We start from the raw sequence: 23,449 nt of genomic DNA on the forward strand, positions 1-23,449 counted from the left end.
AGTCTCCGTTCGATGAAGTGAGCCGCAGCTTGCGACCCGCCCATCTCAAGGACTGCGACCCCGACACCAGCGCGTGGCACTTGCTCGTCATTCCAGCCTAAGCTGGAGGAGCTTTACAACAGCCGAAGGCTGATCATCCAGTGCCCTCATGCCGCTACCAAGGCGCTGGATCCCAGCTTGCGCTGCGATGACGGCTTGTTCAGGCTTTCCTTGGGCTCTTGCGAATCCCGAATCCCGAATCCCGCCCCAGTAGAATGGCGTCAATCACCATCAGGGAATCCGCATGCCAGCCGCCCAGTTCGCCGTGTTCGGCCACCCCATCAGCCACAGCCTGTCGCCGCAGATCCATCATGCCTTCGGGCAGCAGTTCGGCATCGAGCTGGAGTACCGCGCCATCGACGCCGCGCCCGAGGCGTTTGCCGAAGCCGTGCGGCGCTTTTTCCTCGACGGCGGCCGCGGCGCCAACGTCACCTTGCCGCACAAGGCCGCCGCGTTTGCACTGGCGAACCAGCGCAGCGAGTCGGCCATTCGCGTGGGCAGCGCCAACGTGCTGACCCTGCAGGGCGACGGCACGCTGGCCGCGCACAACACCGACGGCGACGGTATGGTGCGCGACATCACCGAGCGCCACAGCACTGACCTGCGCGGCCACACCGCCCTGCTGCTGGGCGCCGGCGGCGCGGCGCGCGGCGTGGCGTGGCATCTGCTGGACGCGGGCGTGGCCACGCTGACCATCGTCAACCGCTCGCCCGCGCCGGCCGACGCGCTGGCCGATGCCATCGGCGATCCCGCACGGGCGCATACCCGCTACTGGCAGGATCTGGCCGACATCGGCAGCTTCGACCTGATCATCAACGCCACCTCCGCCGGCGTGCTCGGCACTTCGCTGCAACTGCCGTTTTCGCTCGTCGGCGCGCGGGCACTTTGCTACGACCTGTCCTACGGCGCGGCGGCCGGCAGCTTCCTGGCCTGGGCGAAAACCGCGGGTGCCCGCTATGCGTTCGACGGCCTGGGCATGCTGGTGGAAACCGCCGCCGACGCATTCGAACTGTGGCATGGCAAGCGGCCGGATACCGACCCGGTCTACCACGCGTTGCGCCAGCAGTTCGGCTGATGGATGCACTGGCCTGTCGCAGCGGTTGCGGCGCCTGCTGCATCGCGCCGTCGATCAGCTCGCCCATCCCCGGCATGCCACATGGCAAACCCGCCGGCGTGCGCTGCGTGCAGCTGACCGCCGACAACCGCTGCGCGATTTTCGGCCGCGCCGACCGCCCCGCCGTATGCGCCAGCCTGCGACCGGAGCCGGCGATGTGCGGCAGTGATCGCCCCCACGCGTTGGCCTGGCTGGCGCAACTGGAAGCGGCGACAGCGGGCTGAAACACCGGCCGCCACAGGACTGAAACACATCGTCGCTACCGTGGCGCCCACCGCCGGGGTGCGCCGCAGGCGCCGGCCCCGCGAGCGGTCGCCCATGCAGCAGGTGTCATGTTCCGTTCCTTTCTGGCCACGTCGCGTCGCCACGCCCTGGTACTGATTCCGCTGGCGCTTCTGCTGGTGTCGGCCTGCGGCATCGTCTGGTACAGCCGCGTCAGCGTGGCGGCGTCGATAGCCCATATCGGCACACCCACGTCCACCGGGGCGAATGCCACCGGCGATGCCGACAGCGGGGTCACCATCCTGCTGGACCTTGCCCGCGATGCGATGCGCGACGGGCGACTGGTGGCGCCGCAAGGCAGCAATGCGTTCGAGTTCTATCTCAGCGTGCTGCAGCTCGACCCGTCGAACCTCACCGCACGGGAGGCGCTGCGCGAAACCTTTCCGCGCGCCGCGGTGGAGATCGAAGGCACCATCAACGGCGGCGAACTGGAGGAGGCCCGCCGCGAGATCGACCTGTTGCGCGAATTCGATCGCGACAACTTCACGCTGGCCCTGCTCGGCGGCAAACTTTCCGCCGCGCGCAACATCCTGACCCAGCAGCATGAGATGGAAGCCGAGCGTATCCAGGCCGCCCGCCGACGCTGAAGCCGCCACCGCGGGAAACGATCACACCCACGCTACCCGGCAGCCAGATAGACGTCTTTCAGCCGCACGTAGTGGTCGGCCGAATAGTGCAGCTGCTCGACCTGCGCATCGCTGAGCAGCCGTACGAAACGCGCCGGGTTGCCCAGCCACAACTCGCGCTCGCCCACCACCTTGCCCGGCGGCACCAGCGCGCCGGCGCCCACGAAGCCGTACTTCTTCACCACCGCGCCATCCATCACGCTGGCGTGCATGCCGATCAGGCAGTAGTCGCCGATGGTGCAGGCGTGCACCGCGGCGGCATGGCCGATGGTGACGCCCTCACCGATCAGGCAGGGAAAGCCGGGGCCGTACGGGCCGGCGTGGGCGACGTGCACGATGCTGCCGTCCTGGATGCTGGTGCGCGCGCCCACGCGGATGTGGTTGACGTCGCCGCGCAGCACCGCGCCGGGCCAGATCGATACGTCGTCGCCCAGTACCACGTCGCCGATCACGCTGGCGGCGGGGTCGACGTACACACGATCACCGAGGACGGGCGCGATGCCCTTGAAGCTGCGCAGGGAGTTCATCGGTCCATTCTAGCGGCGTGCGTCGCTGCAGCCTTCGTCACGCCGCCACGCTTGATTTCGCCCCGCGCGGTCGCCACGCTGGGTGCCTGAAAAGGAGCGTTCATGAGCCACGACAACCCCCTGCTTGCCGACGACACCTTGCCGGCGTTCTCGCAGATTCGACCCGAACACGTGGAGCCGGCGATCGACGCGATCCTGGCCGATTACCGCGCCGGCATCGACGCCCTCGTCGCACCCGACGCGCCGCGCGATTTCGCCACCGTGATGCTGACCCAGGAGCGGCTGGAACAGCGCCTGGTACGCGCCTGGGCGCCGGTTTCCCACCTGCATTCGGTGGCCGACAGCGAAGCCTTGCGCGAGGTGTACGGGCCGGCGGAGGAGAAGCTCACCGACTACGCGATGGAGCTGGGCCAGAACCGCCCGTTGTTCGCCGCGGTGCAGGCGTTGGCCGACGCGCCGGATTTCGCCACGCTGCCGCGCCCGCAGCGCGCCTTGGTGGAACATTCATTGCGCGACTTCCGGCTTTCCGGCATTGCGCTGGAGGAGCCGGCGCGTTCGCGCTTTCGCGAGATCGGAGTGGAACTGAGCAAACTGTCCACCGAATTTTCGAATGCGGTGCTCGACGCCAGCGAGGCATGGTACGAACAGATCACCGACGAGCGCGACCTGGCCGGCATCCCCGAATCCGGCCGCGCGGTGTTGCGCCAGTACGCGCAGGACCGGGATCTGGACGGTTATCTGGTGACGCTGAAACAACCCAGCGTGCAGGCCGTCCTGAGCTACGCCGACAACCGCGCACTGCGCGAGCGGGTGTACTGGGCCTACCAGACCCGCGCCTCCGACCAGGGCCCGAACGCGGGCAAGTTCGACAACAGCGCGCGCATCGAGAAGATCATGGCGCTGCGCCACGAGGCGGCGCAGCTGCTGGGTTTCGCCAATGCGGCGGAGGAATCGCTGGCGACCAAGATGGCCGGCTCGCCCACCGAGGTGATGGAATTCCTGCACGACCTGGCCACCCGCGCAAAACCCGTGGCCCAGCAGGAGCTGGCCACGCTGCGCGCGTTCGCCCATGACGAGTTGCAGCTGGACAACCTCGAACCGTGGGACGTGGGCTACGCCTCCGAGAAACTGCGCCAGCAGCAATACGCGCTGGACGAGGAGCAGCTGAAACCCTACTTCCCGCTGCCCGCCGTCATCGACGGATTGTTCGCGCTTACCGGCAAGCTCTACGGCATCACGCTGGCGCAGCGCGACGACGTCGACGTGTGGCATCCCGACGTGCGCTATTACGACGTGCGCGATGCGGCCGGCCGCATTTTCGCCGGCGCCTACGTCGACCTGTACGCACGCAACGGCAAGCGCGGCGGCGCCTGGATGGACGTGTGTCGCGCCCGCTTCGACGATGGCGAGCACATGCAGTTGCCAGTGGCCTTCCTCACCTGCAACTTCGCCCCTCCCACCGGCGACAAGCCGGCGCTGCTCATCCACGACGACGTGCTCACCCTGTTCCATGAATTCGGCCACGGCCTGCACCACTTGCTGACCGAGATCACGCTGCCGTCGATCGGCGGCATCGACGGCGTGGAGTGGGACGCGGTCGAACTGCCCAGCCAGTTCATGGAGAACTTCGGCTGGAACCGGCAGGCGCTGGATCTGTTCGCGAAACACTACGAGACCGGCGAAAAGCTGCCGCACGAACTGTTCGAACGCATGCTGGCCGCCCGCCATTTCCACGCCGGTTTGTTCCTGGTGCGGCAGCTGGAATTCGCGCTGTTCGACTTCCTGCTGCACCTGGAATACGACCCCGCCGCCGGCGCCCGGCCGCTGGCCGTGCTGGAGCAGGTGCGCAAGGAAGTGGCCGTCCTGCATCCGCCGGCGTGGCAGCGCTTTCCGCACGGCTTCAGCCACATCTTCGCCGGCGGTTACGCGGCCGGTTACTACAGCTACCTGTGGGCGGAGCTGTTGAGCACCGACGCGTTCGGCGAGTTCGAGGAACGCGCAGGCGAGAGCGGCGAGGTGATCGACCGGGCCACCGGCGAACGTTTCCGCAAGGAATTCCTGGCGGTCGGTGCCAGCCGCCCGGCGCTGGAAAGCTTCATCGCGTTCCGCGGCCGCAAGCCCGAACCCGAGGCCTTGCTACGCAGTCACGGGTTGGCCTGATCCTGCTTCAGCCGGCTTGCCCGAGCGCGTGGGCAAGCCGTGCGGGTGCTCAATAACCGATGGTGAAGCGGGCGCGCGAATGCGTCGGCTTTTCCAGTTCATCCACGAGGGCAATGGCGAAATCCTCGAAGGAGATGCTGCTGCCGCTCTCGTTCGACAGCAGCAGATCGGTGCCGAGTCGGAACGTGCCGGTCCGCTCGCCGGGGATGAACATCGCCGACGGCGACAGGAACGTCCAGTCCAGCTGTTCCTCCGCGCGCAGCAGATCGAGGAAAACGCATCCAGCCGCTGCCTCCGGCTTGTAGGCCTCGGGGAAATTCGGCGCGTCGATCAGCAGCAAGCCCAACGGGAAGTCACCCAGGGCGACCTCAAGGCTGCCCGCACCACCGACCACGAGGTAACGCGGCACGCCGGCGGCGCGCACGGTTGCGATCAGCCTGGCGGCATCGGTGGTGGCAAAGGGCACGGCGCTGACGACCGCATCGTGACCGGCCAGAAGCGCCGCGAGACCCGTCGCATCGGCGACATCCCCCGCACTTGCCTCGACTCCAGACAACACCGGTACCCGGGCCGGGTCACGCACGATGGCGGTGACCGTGTGCCCGCGTTGGACCAGCTCGGCAAGAATGCGTGATCCGGCATTGCCGGAGGCACCGATAAGCGCGACGTGCATGTTGATTTCCTTGGTGGTTTCTTTTGGTAATTAGGCTCCAGAACGTATACTGGTGTAAATAAGGAACCTGCACCTTACCTGGTTACCTCAAGGAAACCACCATGAATATCGCCAACCCGTATTCGTCCAACTGTCCCACGCGCAAGGTGCTGGATCGCGTTGCCGACAAATGGGCGGTGCTGGTGCTGGGGCTGCTGATCGAGGGCCCGATCCGCTTCAACCGGTTGCGCCGGGCGGTTGAGGGCATTTCCCAGAAGATGCTCTCGCAGACGCTCAAGAGCCTGGAACGCGATGGACTGGTCAGCCGCAAGGCCTTCGCAACCGTGCCGGTCACGGTCGAGTACGCGATCACGCCCCTGGGCCAGACACTCGCCGCCACGCTGGATGCCTTGCGGGTCTGGGCCGAGACCCACATGGAGGAAGTGACCGCCAATCAGCAGCGGTACGACGCGGGCGCCAAGTCCGACGCGTGAGCGTGCGCGCGGTACGACAGCCATAAAAAAAGCCCGCCGAAGCGGGCTTTTCAAAGATCGCTCAAGTCCGGCTGGACTCAGGCAACCTGGACTTCCTCAGCCTGCAGGCCTTTCTGGCCCTTGGTGACGACGAACGTGACGCGCTGGCCTTCCTGCAGGGACTTGAAGCCCGTGCCCTGGATCGCGCGGAAATGCACGAACAGGTCGTCACCGCTTTCCGGGGTGATGAAGCCAAAACCTTTGGCGTCGTTGAACCACTTGACTGTACCGCTCTGACGATCCGACATGTAACATTACCTTTGAAGCATTGATGGTTTGCGGCTTGGAGCGAAATGCACTTGACCGCAATAGAAGCAGGCACTCTGGGTTGCCCCAAACCCCTGCCTCGCCAGCATACACTGGAATGCAAGCTTTTGGTGAATATAGTTTCCCGTGGGTTTTGCGCCTCGTTGGCACCACTGGAACACGCCGCCCGACAAGCCTGCCAAACCGCCTGACGGCGCCGTTTCCTCCGGTTTCCATCCGTTCATCGCCTACAATGGCTGAATGAAAATTGCCTCGTGGAACGTCAACTCACTGAAGGTACGGCTGCCGCACCTGACCCAGTGGCTGGCCGATGCGCAGCCCGACGTGGTGGCGCTGCAGGAAACCAAGCTGGAAGACGCGAAGTTTCCCGTCGACGAGCTGGCGGCTGCCGGGTATCAGGCGGTGTTTTCCGGCCAGAAAACCTATAACGGCGTGGCCATCCTGGCCCGCGACGAGCCGCGCGACATCGTCACCGACATCCCCGGCCTGGACGACCCGCAGCGGCGCATCCTGGCTGCCAGCGTGGGCGGGTTGCGCGTGGTGAACCTGTACGTCGTCAACGGCAAGGCAGTGGGCGACCCGAAATACGCGTACAAGCTGGACTGGCTGGCGCGGGTGCGCGACTTCCTGGCCGACGAACTGACCCGTCATCCACGATTGGTCGTGCTGGGCGATTTCAACATCTGCCCGGACGACCGCGACGTCTACGACGCGGCGGCATGGGGCGAGGACATCCTGTGCTCACCGCCGGAGCGGGCGGGCCTGAAGGCCATCACCGACCTGGGCCTGCACGACAGCTTCCGCCTGTTCGAATCCGAACCCGGCCACTACAGCTGGTGGGATTACCGCCAGGCCGCGTTCCGCCGAAATTTGGGCCTGCGCATCGACCTGATCCTGATCGGCGAAGCCCTCAAATCCGTCGCCCGCGCCGCCACCATCGACCGCGAACCACGACGCTGGGAGCGGCCCTCCGATCACACCCCGGTGATGCTCGAGCTCGATCTGGAGGCATGCCGGTGAACGCGTCCGCCTGCCTCGTCATCCGGCGATCATCCGGCACCGACGTACACTTTCCCTGCCGCCCGTGCTGCCCGCAACGGGCGCGATGCGACCACGAACAGGTTTTGAGATGACTGCCAAGAGTGAATGGCCCAGCTCGCTGGACGACAGCGAACTGGATGAACTGGACCGCTACCTGCGCGCCCACACGGGCGCGGACGACCTGCTGCTCGACGGCGTGCATGGCCTGCTCAGCGCGCTGGCGGTCGGCCCCCTGCTGGTGCTGCCGGAGGAGTGGCTGCCCGAAGTGCTGCACGAACCCTTCGCCGACGAGGCTGAGGGCAACCGCGTGCTGGCGTTGCTGGCCAAGCTCAACGACTCGATCAGCGCCGAGCTCGACGTGGATGCGTACGAGCCGATCCTGGGTGAGGTGGAACTGGAAACCGGCATGATGCTGTCCGCCGCGGGCTGGTGCGAAGGCTTCAGCCGCGGTATCGACCTGCGTGCCGGCCTGTGGGAAAGCCGCCTCAGCGAAGACCCGCAACTGATGGAACTGCTGGGGCCGGTGATGGCGCTGGCGGTCGACGAAGGCGTGCTCAGCGCCGACGCCGAGTTCGAGAAACTCAGCGACGACGAATACGACGAATGCCTGGCACAGGTGGCTGCCGTGCTGGTGGCGGTCAACCAGTACTGGCAAGCCAAGCCGGCCACCGAGGCCGAGGTGGAGACGATGGTGCTGCAGCAGCGCCCGGGCAACGACGACGACCACTCGCCGCCGCGCCAGCGCAGCGGTCACTGGGTGCACTGACAGAACATTGCGGGGACGGGAATCTGGCGAGGTGATCCATGTCGGCAATGGGCCTGTACACACCGCTGAATATCCTCAAACCGGTGGCGGCCGGGATATGGATCGCCGATGGCCCGCTCGTGTACATGGCTGCATTCGGCATGCGCGCGCCGTTCCCCACCCGCATGACGCTGGTTCAACTGGCCGATGGCGAGCTGTGGTGCCATTCCCCGATCGCGCCGGATCAGGCCTTGTTCGCGGCCATCGACGCGCTCGGCCCGGTGCGCCACCTGGTGTCGCCGAACCTGCTGCATTACGCGCACATCGCCGCGTGGAAACAGCGCTACCCGCAGGCGCACGCGTGGGCCTCGCCCGGCGTGCGCGAGCGCGCCGCCTGCCAACACATCGAGGTGCACTTCGATGCCGACCTCGACGATGCGCCGCCACCGGACTGGGCTGCCACGATCGACCAGTTGCACTTTCGTGGCAGCCGGGCGATGCAGGAAATCGTGTTTCTGCACCGCGCCAGCGCCACGCTGATCCTGGCTGACCTGATCGAGAACTTCGAGGCCGAAAAACTGCCGACAGCGATGCGCTGGATGGCGCGGCTCGGCGGCGTGATCGATCCCGACGGCAAGGCACCGCTGGACCTGCGCTTGACCTACGCCGGGCACAAGGCCCAGGCCCGCGCATCGCTTGCACGCATGCGGGCATGGCAACCGCAACGGGTGATCCTTGCCCATGGCCGCTGCTATCTGGAAAACGCGGCGACCGAGCTGGCCCGTGCGTTTCGCTGGCTGGAATGACCTCAGCGTTGCACCCCGGGAACAATCCGTTCCCGCGCCGATGCTTGGATAAGCGGCCGAACGGGGCCATCTTGGCGGGCAATCCCACCCTTTACCGGAGCAAGCCATGAGCGACCGCCACATCACCCACCGCATCCGCGGCACCGATACTTCAGACGGCGCCGGCGTGAAGCTCAAACGCATCATCGGCCAGCCCGGACTGGACATGCTCGACCCGTTCCTGCTGCTGGACGAATTCCGTTCCGACAGTGCCGACGACTACATCGCCGGCTTCCCCGAGCATCCGCATCGCGGCTTCGAAACCGTCACCTACATGCTGGCTGGCCGCATGCAGCATCACGACAACCACGGCAACAGGGGCGACCTCACGCCCGGCAGCGTGCAGTGGATGACGGCCGGTCGCGGCATCCTGCATTCGGAAATGCCGCAGCAGGAGAACGGCCTGATGTGGGGTTTCCAGCTCTGGGTGAACCTGCCGGCCAGCGACAAGATGACGGCCCCGCGTTACCAGGACATCGGCCCCGAACGGATCCCGGTGGTGCACCCGGCCGAGGGCGTCGAGGTCAAGGTGATCGCCGGCGAACTGGCCGGCGCCACCGGCCCGGTCGAAGGCGTGGTCACCGCACCGATCTATCTCGACATCGCGCTGCAACCGGGCGCACAGCTGGCGCTGGACTTGCCCGCCGGCCACCACGGTTTCGCCTATGTGTTCGACGGCGAATCAGCCATCGTTGGCGGCGAACGGCTGCAGCGCAGCGAGCTGGGCGTGCTGTCCGACGGCGACACGCTGCAACTGACCGGCGGCGCGCAACCCTCACGCCTGCTGGTGGTCGCCGGCAAACCGCTCAACGAACGCGTCGCGCGCTACGGACCGTTCGTGATGAATACACCCGAGCAGATCCAGGAAGCCATCGCCGACTTCCGCGCCGGCAAGTTCTGAGGCGAACCCTGCCGGCGCCATCACCTCGCATCGAGGGGTGCGCCGGCAAACCGGTTTATCGTTCTTCCGCCGGTGCACTCGTATGGGCGGACGGACGGCAGGCCCAGTCGATAATGGCGGCCAGACTTGCCTCCACGCCGTGTTCCTCGCTGACCCGCAAAGCATCCTCGTCCGCGCCCGGTTCTTCCAGCGTGGCCAGTTGGCTGTCCAGCAGCGATGGCGGCATGAAGTGGTTGCGGCTGCGCATGCGCCGGGCCAGCTCGTCGTGGGGTACGTGCAGGTAGGCGAAACGCACGCCGGCGCCGGCCTGGCGCAAGCAGTCGCGGTAGACGCGGCGCAGTGCCGAGCACGCCACGACGGCGCTTTCACCGCGTTGCAGCCGCTGCGACATCCATTCGGCGATCGCCTGCAGCCACGGCCAGCGATCCTCGTCGTTCAGCGGCGTGCCCGCGCTCATCTTTGCGACGTTCGCCGGCGGATGCACGCTGTCTCCCTCGAGGAACGCCCAGCCCAGCTTCTGCGCCAGCTCCCGGGCCATGGTGGTCTTGCCCGAACCGGATACGCCCATGACCACGACGACCGTGGCCTGATCACCCTGCTGCCTCTCGCCTGTCACGTGCTCGCTGCCTCTGTGTCGCGGGCCGTTACCTTACTTCACCTGCCGCACGCCGGCCACGGCGGGCACTTTTCTTGCTTCAAACGGGTGGCGGCAGCGCGCCACGCCCGTGGCGAGCGAAATCCGATGCGCGATTGACGTGCGGTGACACAAAAGATCGCCAAGCGTCAAGCATCGGCTAAAGATCTCCGGGCGCCGGCCGAAGCGTTAAGTAAGCGTTTCTACGAAAAACGAGCCGGATGAGGGATGAAAAGGGGCGCCGTTGGCTACAGGCCTTGTTTCGGTCTGGCTCTCGGGTTAAATGTCCGTTAATATTTCACACCAGGTCCGCCTGTACCCTTAAGTTGTTGTACTGGACGAGGAAATAACAGCCAAGTGGCTGTTTTAAAAAGATGAACACGCTCATTTCGGTCATGGTTCTGGGGTCCGCACTGGCACTGCTCGCCAGCGCGATCAAGCATGTGCCCGCCGGACAGGTCTACAGCCTGCATCGGCTCGGGAAGCCGGCGCGGCTGCTGCAGCCGGGCGTGCACATGGTGATGCCGCTGCTGGAGCGCGTGGCGCACAAGATCAACCTCGCCGGCCAGGTGCTGCGGCTGGAAGAGTCGATGGCCGACAACACCCATGACGTCCGCGGCACCGTGTATTGGCAGGTGCTGGAACCTGAGCGCGCCGACGCGGTGATCGATCAGGTCGACCAGTTGATCCGCCGCGGGGCCATCGCCGCCATGCACGACGAGCCGCTGGCCGGTGAAGCCGCCGACCGCCGCGTAATGGGTACGCGGATGAAGCAGGCGTTGAACAGCGCGTTGCGCGAACGCGGCATGATGGTCACGCGGGTGGATCTCGACCTGGCTTGATCACACCAGGCACCCAGCGCGAACCGACCCGCCGTCCGGCGGGTTTTTGTTGGGCGACGCGCTGGCATCCGTGCTGCGTGAACGGGATACTGCCGCGGCACCGCAGCGACCCGACCGCCACCACCGTGCGCGATCGCGACTGAAGTCGCTCCTACCACCCTCGTTTCAGGAATCACCATGGCAGCGCGCGACGCCTTGCAGGCACGGCTCGAACAGGGCATCGATCAACTGGGTTTGCAACTGCCGGCCGACGCGGTTTCACGGCTGCTGGATTACCAAGCGCTGCTGGAGCGCTGGAACGCCACCTACAACCTCACCGCCGTGCGCGATCCGGCGGAAATGGTCACCCGCCACCTGCTCGATTCGCTGGCGATCCTGCCCTATGTGCAAGGCGCCACCCTGGCCGACCTGGGCACCGGCCCGGGACTGCCGGGGATCGTGCTGGCGATTGCCGCGCCGGGGCGCGAGATCCTGCTGGTGGACTCCAACGGCAAGAAGGTGCGCTTCCTGCGCGAGGCGATCCGCGCGCTCAAGCTCGATGGGGTGCGCGCACTGCAATCACGGGTGGAAGACGTCGAGGGCCAGTATGACTGCGTGACCGCGCGCGCCTTCGCCAGCCTCGCCGACATGCTGGGCTGGGGCGGCCAGTTGCTGGCGCCGGACGGCATCTGGCTGGCGATGAAGGGCAAGCGCCCCGACGACGAACTGCCCGGCATCCCGCCCGGCTTCGCCGTTCGCAGCACGCATGAACTGGCTGTGCCTGGCCTGCCCGCCGAACGCCACCTGCTGGTGATCGGGCGCACATCCGCCAGGTGACGGACAGCGCGGGGCTGGGCGACGCATTACACTAGGGGTTCCCGCGCACGGTAGCTACCATCCATGGCCCGCATCATCGCTGTCGCCAACCAGAAGGGCGGCGTCGGCAAGACCACCACGGCAGTCAACCTCGCTGCGGCATTGGCCGCCGCGAAACGCAAGGTATTGCTGGTGGACCTGGACCCGCAGGGCAACGCCACGATGGCGTCGGGGATCAGCAAGCGCGACCACCGCCCCAACGGCTGCGACGTGTTGCTGGAAGAGGCCACCGTCGCCGAAGCGATCGTGGCCACCGACGCGCATTACGACCTGCTGCCCGGCAACGGCGACCTCACCGCCGCCGAGCTGAAGCTGATGGACGCGTTGGCGCGCGAGCACCGGTTGAAGGAACAACTGGCCAAGGTGACCGGCGACTACGACACCATCCTGATCGACTGCCCGCCCTCGCTGAACCTGCTGACCTTGAATGCGTTGACCGCCGCCAATGGCGTACTGATTCCGGTGCAATGCGAGTATTTCGCGCTGGAAGGCCTGTCCAGCCTGCTCGAAACCATCAAGGCGGTGCGCCAGCGCCTGAACCCCACGCTGGAAGTGGAAGGCCTGCTGCGCACCATGTACGACGTGCGCAACAACCTGGGCAACGAGGTTTCCGCCCAGCTCACCCAGCATTTCGGCGACAAGGTGCTGCGCTCGATCATCCCGCGCAACGTGCGCCTGGCCGAAGCACCCAGCCACGGCCAGCCGATTCATCTGTACGACCGCAGCTCGCGTGGCGCGATCGCCTATGTCGGCCTGGCCGGCGAGATGATCCGGCGCGAACGCAATCAGGCCGCTGCCGGCGCGGCAGCCGATGCCGCCACGCATGATCACGAACACCCGGTAACGCATGACGCCGTCGCCGGCATTCACCAGGAATAAGCATGGCCGCTGCAAAAAAACGTGGGCTTGGACGCGGGCTCGACGCCCTGCTCGGCGGCGACGGCCCGGACACCCCGCCGCTGACCGAACAGGAAGGCGAGCTGCGCGTGCTGCCGATCCAGCAGATCCAGCCCGGCAAATACCAGCCGCGGCGACACTGGAACGAAGAGGCGCTGGAGGAATTGGCCGCCTCGATCAAGGCCCAAGGCCTGATCCAGCCGGTGGTGGTGCGGGCGCTGGGCAAGAACAGCTACGAGCTGATCGCCGGTGAGCGGCGCTGGCGTGCGGCGCAACGCGCGCAATTGGCCGAACTGCCCGCGCTGGTAAAGCGCGTACCGGAAGAATCCGTGCCCGCGATGGCACTGATCGAGAACATCCAGCGCGAGGATCTCACCCCGCTGGAAGAGGCCGACGCGCTGAAGCGGCTGATCGACGATTTCGACCTCACCCACCAGCAAGCCGCCGATGCCGTGGGCCGCTCGCGCGCCGCGGTCTCCAACCTGCTGCGGCTCACCGAATTGCCCGCCTCGATCAAGAAACTGCTGGACGAGGGCAAGCTGGAAATGGGCCACGCCCGCTGCCTGCTGACCCTGCCCGAGCGCGATGCCGAAGCGCTGGCACTGGAAGCCTCGCGCAACGGCTGGACGGTACGCGAGCTGGAGGAGGCCGCGCGCCGCGCGCAGACCGAGCCGAAGGGCAAGGCGAAGAACAGCCCGTCCCGCGACCCCAACGTCGCCGACCTGGAACGCGAACTGGGCGAGCGCCTGGCCGCGCGGGTGGAACTGGCGCAAGGCCGCGGCGGCCGCGGCAAGCTGGTGATCCACTACCACAGCAACGACGAGCTCGAAGGCATCCTGGGCAAGATCCGCTGACACAAGGCGGAGCGGGGTCTTCACTACTTCCTTTGTGGGAGCGACTTCAGTCGCGATGCTCTTTCTTTGGGGCTCCAGGGCAGAAGCATCGCGACTGAAGTCGCTCCCACAGAAGCAGTTTCAGGACTTCGTCGGCGCTGTCGATACCGCCGCCTTGCCGGCGTGGCATTCGAAGTGGAATACGTAGTCGAGACTGAACGGCTTGGTCTCGCTTTCCACCACATGGCTCTCGCCCTCGGCATCGGCCGCCCAGCGGTCGATGGTCAGCGGGTTGAATTCCCACTGCAGCGCGGCAGCACGTACGGCAGCGATGAACGCACGGCGGCCGGCATCAGCCTGCGCCTCGCCTGCCACGCGCACCTCGCTCACCGCTCCCTTGTCATCCACGATCAGCATGGCCTGCACGTCCTGCGGCGGCGGGCAGGTGCCGAGCAGGCTGGCCGGGTAGGTGGGGGTTACGCGCTTGAATGGCGTGGCGCCGCTGGACACTTCGCCCATCGCCAGCTGGTAGTGCTCCGTGCCGGGCTCGGCCACCTCATGCCAGGAGGCTTCGCCGGTGGCCGGGGGTGTCGGTAGCGGCTTGGTGGTCACGCAACCGGCCAGCCATACCAGCAGGCTGCGGAAGCCGATGCGCACCATGGTTGCCCGTTTCATCATCGGCGTCCTTCCCTGCGGCCAAAGCTGCATGGTGCCCACACGAAAACGCCGGCACAAGGCCGGCGCTTCGTGGCTTTCCGATGGACCGGAAATCAGTGCTTGAGGGTCTTGCGCAGACGCTCGAGCGCCTGCAACTGGGCCATCGCCTCGGCCAGCTTGGTCTGCGCCTCGGCGACATCCAGCGCCTCGGTGCGATTGGCCAGGGCGGCTTCGGCCTCCTGCTTGGCGCGCAACGCGGACGCCTCGTCCAGGTCGCTGGCACGCGCGGCGGTGTCAGCCAGCACGGTGACGACCTGTGGCTGCACTTCCAGCATGCCGCCGGAAACATAGAACTGCTGCCGTTCGCCACCGGCCAACAGCACATCGACGTGGCCGGGCTTGAGGCGGGTGATCAGCGGCGCGTGGCGCGGCGTGATGCCCAGCTCGCCCAGCTCGCCGGTGGCCACGACCATCGTCGCGTCGCCGGAGAAAATCTCGGCTTCGGCACTGACGATGTCGACGCGAATGGTTTGAGTCATTTCTTTGTCTCGCTTTGCTCGACGGGAATGGGGAATCGGGAATCGGGAATAGTCAGGAGCGGGGGCGAACCGGCGTTGTTGCCTTTACCGATTCCCGATTCTCCATTCCCGATTCCCGGAAGGCGGCTTACGCCGCCTTCTTCGCGCCCATTTCCTCGGCTTTCTTGATTGCGTCGTCGATGCCGCCGACCATGTAGAACGCCTGCTCGGGGATGTGGTCGACGTCGCCGTCGACGATCATCTTGAAGCCGCGGATGGTTTCGGCCAGCGACACGTACTTGCCCGGCGAGCCGGTGAACACTTCGGCCACGTGGAACGGCTGCGAGAAGAAGCGCTCGCATTTGCGCGCACGCGACACGGCCTGCTTGTCTTCCTCGGAGAGCTCGTCCATGCCGAGAATCGCGATGATGTCCTTCAGCTCCTTGTAGCGCTGCAGCGTGCCCTGCACGCGGCGGGCCACATCGTAGTGCTCCTGACCGATCACCAGCGGATCGAGCTGGCGGCTGGTCGAGGCCAGCGGATCCACCGCCGGGTAGATGCCCAGGCTGGCGATGTCGCGCGACAGCGCCACGGTCGAATCCAGATGCGCGAAGGTGGTGGCCGGCGACGGATCGGTGTAGTCATCCGCGGGCACGTACACGGCCTGGATCGAGGTGATCGAGCCGGTCTTGGTCGAGGTGATGCGCTCCTGCAGCACGCCCATCTCGTCGGCCAGGGTCGGCTGGTAGCCCACCGCGGACGGCATGCGGCCCAGCAGCGCGGACACTTCGGTACCGGCCAGCGTGTAGCGGTAGATGTTGTCGACGAAGAACAGTACGTCCTTGCCCTTGCCGTTCTCGTCCTTCTCGTCGCGGAAGTATTCCGCCATGGTCAGGCCGGTCAGCGCCACGCGCAGGCGGTTGCCCGGCGGCTCGTTCATCTGGCCGTAGACCATCGCCACTTTCGACTCGGGCAGGTTGTCGATTTTCACGACGCCTGCTTCCTGCATCTCGTGGTAGAAGTCGTTGCCTTCGCGGGTGCGCTCGCCCACGCCGGCGAACACCGACAGACCGGCGTGCTGGGTGGCGATGTTGTTGATCAGCTCCAGCATGTTCACGGTCTTGCCGACGCCGGCGCCGCCGAACAGGCCGACCTTGCCGCCCTTGGCGAACGGGCAGACCAGATCGATCACCTTGATGCCGGTTTCCAGCAGGTCGTTCGCGGCGGCCTGCTCGTCGTACGTCGGCGCTTCGCGGTGGATGACCCACTGATCCTCGGCATCGATCGGACCGACTTCGTCGATCGGGTTGCCGAGCACGTCCATGATGCGGCCCAGCGTGGCCTTGCCGACCGGCACCTTGATGCCTTCGCCGGTGTTGCGCGCCTGCAGGCCGCGCTTCAGGCCTTCGGTGGAACCCAGCGCGATGGTACGCACGATGCCGTCGCCGAGCTGCTGCTGCACTTCCAGCGTGATGTCGGTGCCGTCGATTTTCAGTGCGTCGTACACCTGCGGCACCTGGTCACGCGGGAATTCCACGTCGACGACCGCGCCGATGATCTGAACAACTTTGCCCTGGCTCATGCTGATAGCTCCGGATGTAACTCTTGAGGTTCTTTACAAAGCGCCGATGATGCGTCGCTCTTACTAGGAGTGCGGCCATGGATGGCCGCTTTTTGATCTTGCTTTGCGATCACGGACGATCGCACTTATACAGCCGCCGCGCCGCCGACGATTTCCGAGATTTCCTGCGTGATCGCGGCCTGGCGTGCCTTGTTGTAGACCAGCGTCAGTTCGTCGATCACCTTGTTCGCGTTGTCCGACGCGGCCTTCATGGCCACCATGCGCGCGGCGTGCTCGCTGGCCAGGTTCTCCAGCGCCGACTGGTACACCACCGACTCGATATAGCGTCCCAGCACGTGCTCCAGCACGGTTTGCGCGTCGGGCTCGTACAGGTAGTCCCAGTCGTTGGTCGCTTCCAGCTTCACACCGGCGTAGGCCGATTCACCGGCCTCCTGGTGTGCCTCCATCTCCGCGGCCACCAGCGGCAGCGGCAACAGCGCATCGATCGTCGGCTTCTGCACCATCGTGTTGACGAAGTCGTTGTAGGCCAGGAACACGCGGTCCAGCCCGTTGGCCTTGTACGCGTCCATCATCACCTTGATCACGCCCACCAGCTGTTCCAGCTTCGGCTTCTCGCCCAGATGGGTCACGCTGCCGATCAGGTTGACGCCCTTGATGCGACGGAAAAACGCCACCGCCTTCTGCCCGACCGCCACCACGTCCACCTGCACGCCCTGCTTCTGCCAGTCGGCAATCGCCGGCAACAGGCGGCGGAACAGGTTGGAGTTGAGGCCGCCGCACAGGCCGCGATCGGTCGACACCACGATGTAGCCGACCCGCGCCACGTTGTTGCGCTCGGTCAGGAACGGATGGCTGAAATCCGTGCTGGCCTGGGCCACGTGCGCGATCACCTTGCGCATGGCGCGGGCATACGGGCGCGAGGCCTTCATCAGGTCCTGCGCGCGGCGGATCTTGGCAGCCGAGACCATTTCGAGCGCGCGCGTCACCTTGCGCATGTTCTGCGTGCTCTTGATCTTGGTTTTGATTTCGCGTCCGCTGGCCATGCTTTACTCGCTCGCTTTGCTCACTTCGTGGGAATCGGGAATGGGGAATCGGGAATGGTTCAAAGCGAAGCGCGCCGCGCCGTTGCTCTTCCGATTCCCTATTCCCGATTCCCTATTCCCGGCTTCTCTCACCAACTACCGGTTTTCTTGTACTCGTCCAGCGAGGCCTTGAAGGTGGCTTCGATGTCCTTGTCCCAGTTGCCGGTGGCGACGATGGTATTCATCAGGTCGGCGTGGTTCTGGTGCATGAAGGCGTGCAGGCCTTTCTCGAACGGCAGCACCTTGGCGACCGGCAGGTCGTCCAGGTAGCCCTTCTCGGCTGCGTACACCGACAAGGCCAGCTCGGCGATCGACAGCGGCGCGTACTGGCCCTGCTTCATCAGCTCGACCACGCGCTGGCCACGGTCCAGCTGGGCGCGGGTGGCCGGGTCGAGGTCCGAGGCGAACTGCGCGAAGGCGGCCAGCTCGCGGTACTGCGCCAGCGCCAGCTTCACGCCGCCGGACAGCTTCTTCACGATCTTGGTCTGGGCGGCGCCGCCGACGCGGGACACCGAGATACCGGCGTTCACGGCGGGACGGATACCGGCGTTGAACAGGTCGGTTTCCAGGAAGATCTGACCGTCGGTGATCGAGATCACGTTGGTCGGCACGAACGCCGAAACGTCGCCGCCCTGGGTTTCGATGATCGGCAGCGCGGTCAGCGAGCCGGTCTTGCCCTTCACTTCGCCGTTGGTGAATTTCTCGACGTAGGCTTCGGACACGCGCGAGGCGCGCTCGAGCAGACGCGAGTGGAGATAAAACACGTCGCCCGGATACGCCTCACGGCCCGGCGGACGCTTCAGCAGCAACGAGATCTGGCGATACGCCACCGCCTGCTTGGACAGATCGTCGTACACGATCAGCGCGTCTTCGCCGCGATCGCGGAAGTACTCGCCCATCGCGCAACCGGCATACGGCGCCACGTACTGCAGCGCGGCCGACTCGGAGGCCGAGGCCACCACCACGATGGTGTGCGCCAGCGCGCCGTGCGCTTCCAGCTTGCGCACCACGTTGGCCACCGACGAACGCTTCTGGCCGATCGCCACGTAGATGCACTTAACGCCCGAACCCTTCTGCGCGATGATCGCGTCGATCGCCACCGCGGTCTTGCCGGTCTGGCGGTCGCCGATGATCAGCTCGCGCTGGCCACGGCCAACCGGGATCATCGCGTCGATCGACTTGTAGCCCGTCTGCAGCGGCTGGTCGACCGATTTGCGCCAGATCACGCCGGGCGCGACCTTCTCGACTTCGGCGGTGAGCTTGGCGTTGATCGGACCCTTGCCGTCGATCGGGTTGCCCAGCGCGTCGACGACGCGGCCAAGCAGCTCCGGGCCAACCGGCACTTCGAGGATGCGGCCGGTGGTCTTGGCGGTGTCGCCTTCGCGCAGGTGCTGGTATTCGCCCAGCACCACGGCGCCGACCGAGTCGCGCTCCAGGTTCAGCGCCAGCGCGAACGCGTTGCCCGGCAGCTCGATCATTTCGCCCTGCATCGCGTCGGCCAGGCCGTGGATGCGCACGATGCCGTCGGACACGCTGATGATCGTGCCTTCGTTGCGTGCTTCGGCGCCGAGCTTGAACTGCTCAATGCGGCTCTTGATCAGTTCGCTGATCTCGGACGGATTCAGTGTTGTACTGGACATGGTTGCCTATCCCGGATTTTGAATGCTTTTTCGAAGCGTCCGGTCATGCATGACCGGTTGTGCTCTCCGCGAAACAGACTTCGCGTTTAATCAATTTTTCCGGCCATGAATGGCCAGTTTTTGCCCTTCGCGAAACGGACTTCGCGTCTATTCAACCCAGCGCGCCGGCCAGCTGCGCGAGACGTCCGCGCGCCGAGCCGTCGATCACTTCCGTGCCGGTGTCGATGATGGCGCCAGCCAGCAGCGTGGCATCGACCGAGGTTTCCAGTTCGATCTCGCGATGGAAGCGGCGCTTCAGCGACGCCTTCAACTGCTCCGCCTGCGCCGCGTCCAGTGCCATCGCGCTGGTCACCTTGACCAGCAGCTGCGACTCGGACTCGCGCTTGAGCGTCTCGAACAATTCAGCCACCTCGGGCAGCAAGCCCAGGCGACGCTGTTCGGCCATCTCGGTCAGGAACTGGCCGAACGGCGCATCGACCACCACGCCAGCCGGCAGATGCAGCGCCACCAGTTGCGACGGCAGTACCCGCGGATCATTGCTGAGGCCGCTCACGCGCGCGTCGCCCGCCACCGCTGCGGCAAACGCCAGCGATTGCGACCACGCGCCCAGCGAGCCAGCCGCGCGCGCCACTTCGAAAGCGGCACGCGCGTAGGGACGGGCGAGAGTGACGGATTGCGCCATGGTCAGATCTCGGCCGCGAGCTGGTCGAGCAGGGCCTTGTGCGTCGAGGCATCAACCTCGCGCTGCACGATCTTGCTGGCCCCCTGCACCGCCAACGCACCAACCTGCTCGCGCAGCTGGTCGCGGGCGCGCTGCGCCATCGAGGCGATGTCGTCCTGCGCGGTGGCCTTCAGCCGGTTGATCTCGGCAACCGCATCACCGCGGGCCTTGTCGATGATCTGGTTGGCCTGCTGCTGGGCCTTGTCGATGATCTCGGAGGCCTGCTGACGCGCCACCTTGATCTCGGCCTGCACTTTCACGTCGGCGCTTTTCAGCTCCGCGTGCGCACGCTCGGCCGCACTCAGACCTTCGGCGATCTTTACTTGCCGGTCTTCAATGGCCTTGGTGATATGCGGCCAGATGAAGTGGACGCAGAACCAGATCAGGATGGCGAACGAAAGCATTTCGCCAATCAAGGTCGCGTTGAAATTCATCGCTGCGTTACCTGTAAATACGGAGTGGAACGGACCCGGGCTTCATGCAGCCCAGGCCGGAAACACGGTGGCGCCGCAACGGCGCCACCGGAAGAGCGTTGCTTACTGGCCCGCGCCAGCAGCCGACAGCACCGAACCCAGCAGCGGGTTGGCCACGGCGAAGTACATCGCCAGCGCCACACCGATCAGGAACGCCGCGTCGATCAGGCCGGCCAGCAGGAACATGCGGCCCTGCAGCAGCGGCACCAGCTCAGGCTGACGGGCGGCGGCTTCGAGGAACTTCGAACCCATGATGCCGATACCGATACAGGCACCGAGCGCACCGAAGCCGATGATCAGGCCGAGCGCGATAGCGGTGAAGCCCTGGATTTGTGCAAACTGAACGAGATGTTCCACGGTGATCTCCTGAGAAATACAAGCTGAAGTCAAAACGGATGAAGCGAAGAATTCGAGGTGCGCGGATCAGTGGTGATCGTGTGCCATCGAGATGTAGACGATCGTCAGCACCATGAAGATAAATGCCTGAATCGAGATGATCAGGATGTGGAAAATGCCCCACACCGTGTAGCCGATGATGCCCGCGCCATACAAGGCCCAGCCCGCCAGGCCGGCACCGGCGCTGAACAGGCCGGCGATCAGCATGAACACCAGCTCGCCCGCGTACATGTTGCCGAACAGTCGCATCGCCAGGCTGACCGGCTTGGACGCCAGCTCGACCAGGTTCAGTGCGAAGTTGGGCAGCCACAGCAGCGGGTGCTTGCCGAACGGGGCGGTGAACAGCTCGCGCATGTAGCCGCCGGCGCCCTTGGCCTTGAAGCTGTAGAAGATGATCAGCACGAACACCGTCAGCGACATCGCGAAGGTCATGTTGATATCGGCGGTGGGCACGGCGCGGAAATGGCCGATGCCGAACATCTCGGTGATCCACGGCAGCAGATCCACCGGCAGCAGATCCATCGCGTTCATCAGGAATACCCAGATGAACACGGTCAGCGCCAGCGGGCCCAGCACGCGACGATCGCCATGGAACACGTCCTTGACCTGGCCGTCGACGAATTCCAGCACGATCTCCACGAACGCCTGGCCCTTGCCCGGCACGCCGGCCGTGGCCTTGCGCGCCTTCAGCCAGAACCACAGGCAGAACAGCACGCCCAGCGCCAGCGAAATCGTGACCGAATCGAGATGCACTGCCCAGAAGCCATCGGGGCTCGAATGCGGCACGAGATGGGTCAGGTGGTGCTGGATGTATTCGGTGAGGCCGCCAGTCGGCTCGCTTGCCATGTCTCAACCCTTGAATCTGAACGCCAGCAGATAAACCGCGAAGGCAGCCACCAGCCCGGTAATGGCAGCCGGTGGCGGCAACTTGAATTGGAACAGGATCACGACCAGCCCCCCGACGATCACGATCCACTTCAGGAGCATGCCCGTCAGCAAGCGGCTCAACGCCATGCGCGCACCGTGCAAGCCACTGAAAAACCGCACCGACAACAGCGCGGTACCCAGCGCCACCATCGTTGCAGCTGCAGCGGCCGCTATCGCCTCGCGAGGTCCCTGTGCCAGAAATGCCACTCCGGCCAAAACTGCCACAGCAAGCTGCAGCAGCGAGGTACGCAAAGCGAGACGGCGACCGGTGGCAAGACTGTTGAGCACGCAAGGCCTCCGCGCGGTTTACACCAGGCGGCACCGATAGCTACGGGCCACGATCCGATCCGGCGAAGTATATCAGTGGGCGCATTCCAGCGACAAGCCGCCGGGGTGCGACATTTTGTTCTTCACCCTGCCGTGCGGCGGCTCGCAGACCACTCGCAAGCCAGGAATCGATGGCAAAGAAAGGGCCGGACAGTGGGGATCTGTCCGGCCCAAGACTCGCACACGGGGGGGAGTTTTTACAGATTACTTGGCGGCAGCCTTGCGACCGACCGGCGCAGCGGCGTCATTCGCGGCCTGGCGCTGTTCCTGCACCAGGGCGCCCAGCGACTGGGCGGTCTTCTGCGAGATGGCGATCACTTCCTGCGACACGGCAACGGCCTGCTCGGCGTTCTCGCGGCTCACGCTGGCGCCCTTTTCCCACAGGCTGCGCAGGCCGTCGATGTCACGGGTTTCCTGCACGGCCGCAACGAAGTCGGCGGTCGCGCCGGCCTGGCGCTGCAATTCCTTGAACTGCAGTTCGGCGACCGTCTGCAGGCCCTTCAGGGCGAGCGTCTGCGCCTTGAAGGCGTTGTCGGAGAACTGTTTGGCGTAGTCGAAAAACTGATTGATCTGCTGCGTCATGATCTAAGTCCTCGTTGAGGATGGGGTAGTGAGGCAAAGATTAGCGACAATCTTTGTGCATTGCAACATATTTCTTCGGCCACCCCGGCCTCAGTTGGAAAATATTCATTTAACGCTTGCACTTATCTATCGAAGCCCGCTCTTTCGCATCGCGTCAGAAATGAGCCGACGAAGTAGCGAGGGAGATCGAAGTGACCCGATGAGCCGCAGGCGGCGTGGCGGGCAAGCCGGCCTACTGGCGCGAAACCTCAACGCGCGGTGGATGGCCCGCGGTAGCGACATCCCGAGGTGCAGGTTTCATGCACCACGACTTCGGACAACTGCGGCAACGCCGGCTTGAGGCGATCCCATATCCAGATCGACAGGCGCTCGCTGGTGGGGTTGTCCAGCCCCTCGATGTCGTTGAGGTAGTGATGGTCGAGCTGGTCGTAGATCGGTGCGAACGCGGCCTTGACGTCGGCGAAGTCCATCACCCAGCCGGTGTCGGCACCCGGCTCGCCACTGACGTGGATTTCCACCCGGAACGAGTGGCCGTGCAGGCGCGAACATTTGTGCCCGGCCGGAACATTCGGCAGCCGATGCGCCGCTTCGACGTTGAAGACTTTGAAGATATCCATGCCGCATTGTACCGCCGGGCCCATGCCGCGCCCGCGTTTGATCCGCTGCACCAAACACCTTCCCCCGCCCCGCCGCCGACCGGGGGAGGACGGTCAGCGACGAAGCAGGGGAAAGATCGGGATGCGACTGACGT

At 65.4% G+C, this 23,449-nt stretch carries 29 protein-coding genes; 13 read left to right on the forward strand and 16 right to left on the reverse strand.

Going from position 1 to position 23,449, the window contains the following annotated elements; translation table 11 throughout:
- Positions 1-283: 283 nt before the first annotated feature.
- The 3 genes from aroE (at position 284) to ASD22_RS10815 (ending at position 2,022) form a co-directional block, all read left to right on the forward strand.
- Positions 284-1,114, forward strand: coding sequence for a shikimate dehydrogenase (gene aroE / locus ASD22_RS10805; protein WP_056082894.1), 831 nt, complete (start codon positions 284-286; stop codon positions 1,112-1,114).
- Positions 1,114-1,377 (forward strand): YkgJ family cysteine cluster protein, encoded by a 264-nt coding sequence (locus ASD22_RS10810; protein ID WP_056082897.1) that lies wholly within the window; start codon positions 1,114-1,116, stop codon positions 1,375-1,377. Before aroE ends, ASD22_RS10810 begins: the two co-directional genes overlap by 1 nt.
- A 108-nt stretch (positions 1,378-1,485) precedes the next feature.
- Positions 1,486-2,022, forward strand: coding sequence for a hypothetical protein (locus ASD22_RS10815; protein ID WP_056082900.1), 537 nt, complete (start codon positions 1,486-1,488; stop codon positions 2,020-2,022).
- A 32-nt stretch (positions 2,023-2,054) separates the two neighbouring features.
- Here ASD22_RS10815 and ASD22_RS10820 read toward each other — a convergent pair whose 3' ends face one another.
- Complete coding sequence (locus tag ASD22_RS10820) at positions 2,055-2,588, reverse strand: gamma carbonic anhydrase family protein (RefSeq protein WP_056082903.1); 534 nt, start codon at positions 2,586-2,588, stop codon at positions 2,055-2,057.
- 102 nt (positions 2,589-2,690) lie between these two features.
- Here ASD22_RS10820 and ASD22_RS10825 point away from each other — a divergent pair, with 102 nt between their 5' ends.
- On the forward strand, positions 2,691-4,748 hold the full coding sequence (locus ASD22_RS10825) for a M3 family metallopeptidase (RefSeq protein ID WP_056082906.1): 2,058 nt from the start codon (positions 2,691-2,693) through the stop codon (positions 4,746-4,748).
- A gap of 49 nt (positions 4,749-4,797) precedes the next feature.
- On the opposite strand, the gene ASD22_RS10830 is transcribed toward ASD22_RS10825, so the two are convergent.
- Positions 4,798-5,421, reverse strand: a complete 624-nt coding sequence (locus tag ASD22_RS10830; RefSeq protein WP_056082909.1) for an NAD(P)-dependent oxidoreductase — start codon at positions 5,419-5,421, stop codon at positions 4,798-4,800.
- A 101-nt stretch (positions 5,422-5,522) separates the two neighbouring features.
- Here ASD22_RS10830 and ASD22_RS10835 point away from each other — a divergent pair, with 101 nt between their 5' ends.
- Entirely contained in the window at positions 5,523-5,894 is a 372-nt protein-coding gene (locus ASD22_RS10835; protein WP_056082912.1) for a helix-turn-helix domain-containing protein, read from the forward strand.
- A 77-nt stretch (positions 5,895-5,971) separates the two neighbouring features.
- Here ASD22_RS10835 and ASD22_RS10840 read toward each other — a convergent pair whose 3' ends face one another.
- Positions 5,972-6,181 carry a cold-shock protein gene (locus ASD22_RS10840; protein WP_007809889.1) on the reverse strand — a complete coding sequence of 70 codons (210 nt, stop codon included), beginning with the start codon at positions 6,179-6,181 and terminating at the stop codon, positions 5,972-5,974.
- A gap of 259 nt (positions 6,182-6,440) precedes the next feature.
- On the opposite strand from ASD22_RS10840, the gene xth reads away from it, so the two are divergent.
- The 4 genes from xth to ASD22_RS10860 all read left to right on the forward strand — a co-directional run bounded on the left by xth (position 6,441) and on the right by ASD22_RS10860 (position 9,732).
- Complete coding sequence (gene xth, locus ASD22_RS10845; protein ID WP_056082914.1) at positions 6,441-7,220, forward strand: exodeoxyribonuclease III; 780 nt, start codon at positions 6,441-6,443, stop codon at positions 7,218-7,220.
- Positions 7,221-7,329: 109 nt separating this feature from the next.
- Complete coding sequence (locus ASD22_RS10850) at positions 7,330-8,007, forward strand: YecA family protein (protein ID WP_056082916.1); 678 nt, start codon at positions 7,330-7,332, stop codon at positions 8,005-8,007.
- Positions 8,008-8,045: 38 nt separating this feature from the next.
- Positions 8,046-8,792, forward strand: a complete 747-nt coding sequence (locus ASD22_RS10855; RefSeq protein WP_056082920.1) for a DUF4336 domain-containing protein — start codon at positions 8,046-8,048, stop codon at positions 8,790-8,792.
- A gap of 106 nt (positions 8,793-8,898) precedes the next feature.
- Complete coding sequence (locus ASD22_RS10860; RefSeq protein WP_056082923.1) at positions 8,899-9,732, forward strand: pirin family protein; 834 nt, start codon at positions 8,899-8,901, stop codon at positions 9,730-9,732.
- 55 nt (positions 9,733-9,787) lie between these two features.
- Here the strand turns inward: ASD22_RS10860 and ASD22_RS10865 are convergent, their stop codons facing one another.
- Complete coding sequence (locus ASD22_RS10865; RefSeq protein ID WP_235577616.1) at positions 9,788-10,348, reverse strand: gluconokinase; 561 nt, start codon at positions 10,346-10,348, stop codon at positions 9,788-9,790.
- A 392-nt stretch (positions 10,349-10,740) separates the two neighbouring features.
- On the opposite strand from ASD22_RS10865, the gene ASD22_RS10870 reads away from it, so the two are divergent.
- The 4 genes from ASD22_RS10870 to ASD22_RS10885 all read left to right on the forward strand — a co-directional run bounded on the left by ASD22_RS10870 (position 10,741) and on the right by ASD22_RS10885 (position 13,814).
- Complete coding sequence (locus ASD22_RS10870; protein ID WP_056082931.1) at positions 10,741-11,208, forward strand: SPFH domain-containing protein; 468 nt, start codon at positions 10,741-10,743, stop codon at positions 11,206-11,208.
- Between the two features lie 177 nt (positions 11,209-11,385).
- Positions 11,386-12,024, forward strand: coding sequence for a 16S rRNA (guanine(527)-N(7))-methyltransferase RsmG (rsmG, locus tag ASD22_RS10875; protein WP_056082934.1), 639 nt, complete (start codon positions 11,386-11,388; stop codon positions 12,022-12,024).
- Positions 12,025-12,087: 63 nt separating this feature from the next.
- The gene (locus tag ASD22_RS10880) at positions 12,088-12,942 is read left to right on the forward strand and encodes a ParA family protein (protein ID WP_056082938.1); all 855 of its coding nucleotides are present in this window, start codon (positions 12,088-12,090) and stop codon (positions 12,940-12,942) included.
- 2 nt (positions 12,943-12,944) lie between these two features.
- Positions 12,945-13,814, forward strand: a complete 870-nt coding sequence (locus tag ASD22_RS10885; RefSeq protein ID WP_056082942.1) for a ParB/RepB/Spo0J family partition protein — start codon at positions 12,945-12,947, stop codon at positions 13,812-13,814.
- Between the two features lie 120 nt (positions 13,815-13,934).
- Here ASD22_RS10885 and ASD22_RS10890 read toward each other — a convergent pair whose 3' ends face one another.
- From ASD22_RS10890 to queD, 12 genes are all read right to left on the reverse strand, one after another.
- A complete protein-coding gene (locus ASD22_RS10890) occupies positions 13,935-14,468 on the reverse strand; it encodes a hypothetical protein (RefSeq protein WP_235577617.1) in 534 nt (177 codons plus the stop codon).
- 95 nt (positions 14,469-14,563) lie between these two features.
- A complete protein-coding gene (locus ASD22_RS10895) occupies positions 14,564-14,989 on the reverse strand; it encodes a F0F1 ATP synthase subunit epsilon (RefSeq protein WP_056082948.1) in 426 nt (141 codons plus the stop codon).
- A gap of 127 nt (positions 14,990-15,116) precedes the next feature.
- Positions 15,117-16,550, reverse strand: a complete 1,434-nt coding sequence (atpD, locus tag ASD22_RS10900) for a F0F1 ATP synthase subunit beta (RefSeq protein WP_056082951.1) — start codon at positions 16,548-16,550, stop codon at positions 15,117-15,119.
- Between the two features lie 125 nt (positions 16,551-16,675).
- Positions 16,676-17,593: a F0F1 ATP synthase subunit gamma gene (gene atpG / locus ASD22_RS10905; RefSeq protein ID WP_056082954.1), complete on the reverse strand. Its 918-nt coding sequence runs from the start codon at positions 17,591-17,593 to the stop codon at positions 16,676-16,678.
- A 128-nt stretch (positions 17,594-17,721) separates the two neighbouring features.
- Entirely contained in the window at positions 17,722-19,272 is a 1,551-nt protein-coding gene (gene atpA, locus ASD22_RS10910; RefSeq protein WP_056082957.1) for a F0F1 ATP synthase subunit alpha, read from the reverse strand.
- Positions 19,273-19,423: 151 nt separating this feature from the next.
- Positions 19,424-19,954, reverse strand: coding sequence for a F0F1 ATP synthase subunit delta (locus tag ASD22_RS10915; protein ID WP_056082960.1), 531 nt, complete (start codon positions 19,952-19,954; stop codon positions 19,424-19,426).
- A 2-nt stretch (positions 19,955-19,956) separates the two neighbouring features.
- On the reverse strand, positions 19,957-20,427 hold the full coding sequence (locus ASD22_RS10920) for a F0F1 ATP synthase subunit B (RefSeq protein ID WP_007082360.1): 471 nt from the start codon (positions 20,425-20,427) through the stop codon (positions 19,957-19,959).
- Positions 20,428-20,529: 102 nt separating this feature from the next.
- Positions 20,530-20,823: a F0F1 ATP synthase subunit C gene (gene atpE, locus ASD22_RS10925; protein WP_007082359.1), complete on the reverse strand. Its 294-nt coding sequence runs from the start codon at positions 20,821-20,823 to the stop codon at positions 20,530-20,532.
- Positions 20,824-20,889: 66 nt separating this feature from the next.
- Complete coding sequence (gene atpB / locus ASD22_RS10930) at positions 20,890-21,708, reverse strand: F0F1 ATP synthase subunit A (RefSeq protein WP_056082963.1); 819 nt, start codon at positions 21,706-21,708, stop codon at positions 20,890-20,892.
- Between the two features lie 3 nt (positions 21,709-21,711).
- Positions 21,712-22,077, reverse strand: coding sequence for a hypothetical protein (locus ASD22_RS10935; protein WP_056082966.1), 366 nt, complete (start codon positions 22,075-22,077; stop codon positions 21,712-21,714).
- 243 nt (positions 22,078-22,320) lie between these two features.
- On the reverse strand, positions 22,321-22,698 hold the full coding sequence (locus ASD22_RS10940) for a phasin family protein (protein WP_007082356.1): 378 nt from the start codon (positions 22,696-22,698) through the stop codon (positions 22,321-22,323).
- A gap of 248 nt (positions 22,699-22,946) precedes the next feature.
- The gene (gene queD, locus ASD22_RS10945; protein WP_056082969.1) at positions 22,947-23,315 is read right to left on the reverse strand and encodes a 6-carboxytetrahydropterin synthase QueD; all 369 of its coding nucleotides are present in this window, start codon (positions 23,313-23,315) and stop codon (positions 22,947-22,949) included.
- Positions 23,316-23,449 lie beyond the last annotated feature (134 nt).

The organism is Rhodanobacter sp. Root480 (genome assembly GCF_001426645.1).
GTDB classification, from domain to species: domain Bacteria; phylum Pseudomonadota; class Gammaproteobacteria; order Xanthomonadales; family Rhodanobacteraceae; genus Rhodanobacter; species Rhodanobacter ginsenosidimutans.

Bases quoted from the DNA above. Each gene is read 5' to 3' on its own strand.
- ASD22_RS10815 (WP_056082900.1), top strand. From the start codon at position 1,486: ATGTTCCGTTCCTTTCTGGCCACGTCGCGTCGCCACGCCCTGGTACTG.
- ASD22_RS10860 (WP_056082923.1), top strand. From the start codon at position 8,899: ATGAGCGACCGCCACATCACCCACCGCATCCGCGGCACCGATACTTCA.
- rsmG (WP_056082934.1), top strand. From the start codon at position 11,386: ATGGCAGCGCGCGACGCCTTGCAGGCACGGCTCGAACAGGGCATCGAT.
- ASD22_RS10810 (WP_056082897.1), top strand. From the start codon at position 1,114: ATGGATGCACTGGCCTGTCGCAGCGGTTGCGGCGCCTGCTGCATCGCG.
- ASD22_RS10915 (WP_056082960.1), bottom strand. From the start codon at position 19,954: ATGGCGCAATCCGTCACTCTCGCCCGTCCCTACGCGCGTGCCGCTTTC.
- ASD22_RS10830 (WP_056082909.1), bottom strand. From the start codon at position 5,421: ATGCACGTCGCGCTTATCGGTGCCTCCGGCAATGCCGGATCACGCATT.
- ASD22_RS10820 (WP_056082903.1), bottom strand. From the start codon at position 2,588: ATGAACTCCCTGCGCAGCTTCAAGGGCATCGCGCCCGTCCTCGGTGAT.
- ASD22_RS10840 (WP_007809889.1), bottom strand. From the start codon at position 6,181: ATGTCGGATCGTCAGAGCGGTACAGTCAAGTGGTTCAACGACGCCAAA.
- ASD22_RS10885 (WP_056082942.1), top strand. From the start codon at position 12,945: ATGGCCGCTGCAAAAAAACGTGGGCTTGGACGCGGGCTCGACGCCCTG.
- ASD22_RS10835 (WP_056082912.1), top strand. From the start codon at position 5,523: ATGAATATCGCCAACCCGTATTCGTCCAACTGTCCCACGCGCAAGGTG.
- ASD22_RS10870 (WP_056082931.1), top strand. From the start codon at position 10,741: ATGAACACGCTCATTTCGGTCATGGTTCTGGGGTCCGCACTGGCACTG.
- ASD22_RS10940 (WP_007082356.1), bottom strand. From the start codon at position 22,698: ATGACGCAGCAGATCAATCAGTTTTTCGACTACGCCAAACAGTTCTCC.
- ASD22_RS10880 (WP_056082938.1), top strand. From the start codon at position 12,088: ATGGCCCGCATCATCGCTGTCGCCAACCAGAAGGGCGGCGTCGGCAAG.
- atpD (WP_056082951.1), bottom strand. From the start codon at position 16,550: ATGAGCCAGGGCAAAGTTGTTCAGATCATCGGCGCGGTCGTCGACGTG.
- atpA (WP_056082957.1), bottom strand. From the start codon at position 19,272: ATGTCCAGTACAACACTGAATCCGTCCGAGATCAGCGAACTGATCAAG.
- atpB (WP_056082963.1), bottom strand. From the start codon at position 21,708: ATGGCAAGCGAGCCGACTGGCGGCCTCACCGAATACATCCAGCACCAC.
- ASD22_RS10920 (WP_007082360.1), bottom strand. From the start codon at position 20,427: ATGAATTTCAACGCGACCTTGATTGGCGAAATGCTTTCGTTCGCCATC.
- ASD22_RS10890 (WP_235577617.1), bottom strand. From the start codon at position 14,468: ATGAAACGGGCAACCATGGTGCGCATCGGCTTCCGCAGCCTGCTGGTA.
- queD (WP_056082969.1), bottom strand. From the start codon at position 23,315: ATGGATATCTTCAAAGTCTTCAACGTCGAAGCGGCGCATCGGCTGCCG.
- atpG (WP_056082954.1), bottom strand. From the start codon at position 17,593: ATGGCCAGCGGACGCGAAATCAAAACCAAGATCAAGAGCACGCAGAAC.
- ASD22_RS10855 (WP_056082920.1), top strand. From the start codon at position 8,046: ATGTCGGCAATGGGCCTGTACACACCGCTGAATATCCTCAAACCGGTG.
- ASD22_RS10850 (WP_056082916.1), top strand. From the start codon at position 7,330: ATGACTGCCAAGAGTGAATGGCCCAGCTCGCTGGACGACAGCGAACTG.
- aroE (WP_056082894.1), top strand. From the start codon at position 284: ATGCCAGCCGCCCAGTTCGCCGTGTTCGGCCACCCCATCAGCCACAGC.
- xth (WP_056082914.1), top strand. From the start codon at position 6,441: ATGAAAATTGCCTCGTGGAACGTCAACTCACTGAAGGTACGGCTGCCG.
- ASD22_RS10895 (WP_056082948.1), bottom strand. From the start codon at position 14,989: ATGACTCAAACCATTCGCGTCGACATCGTCAGTGCCGAAGCCGAGATT.
- ASD22_RS10825 (WP_056082906.1), top strand. From the start codon at position 2,691: ATGAGCCACGACAACCCCCTGCTTGCCGACGACACCTTGCCGGCGTTC.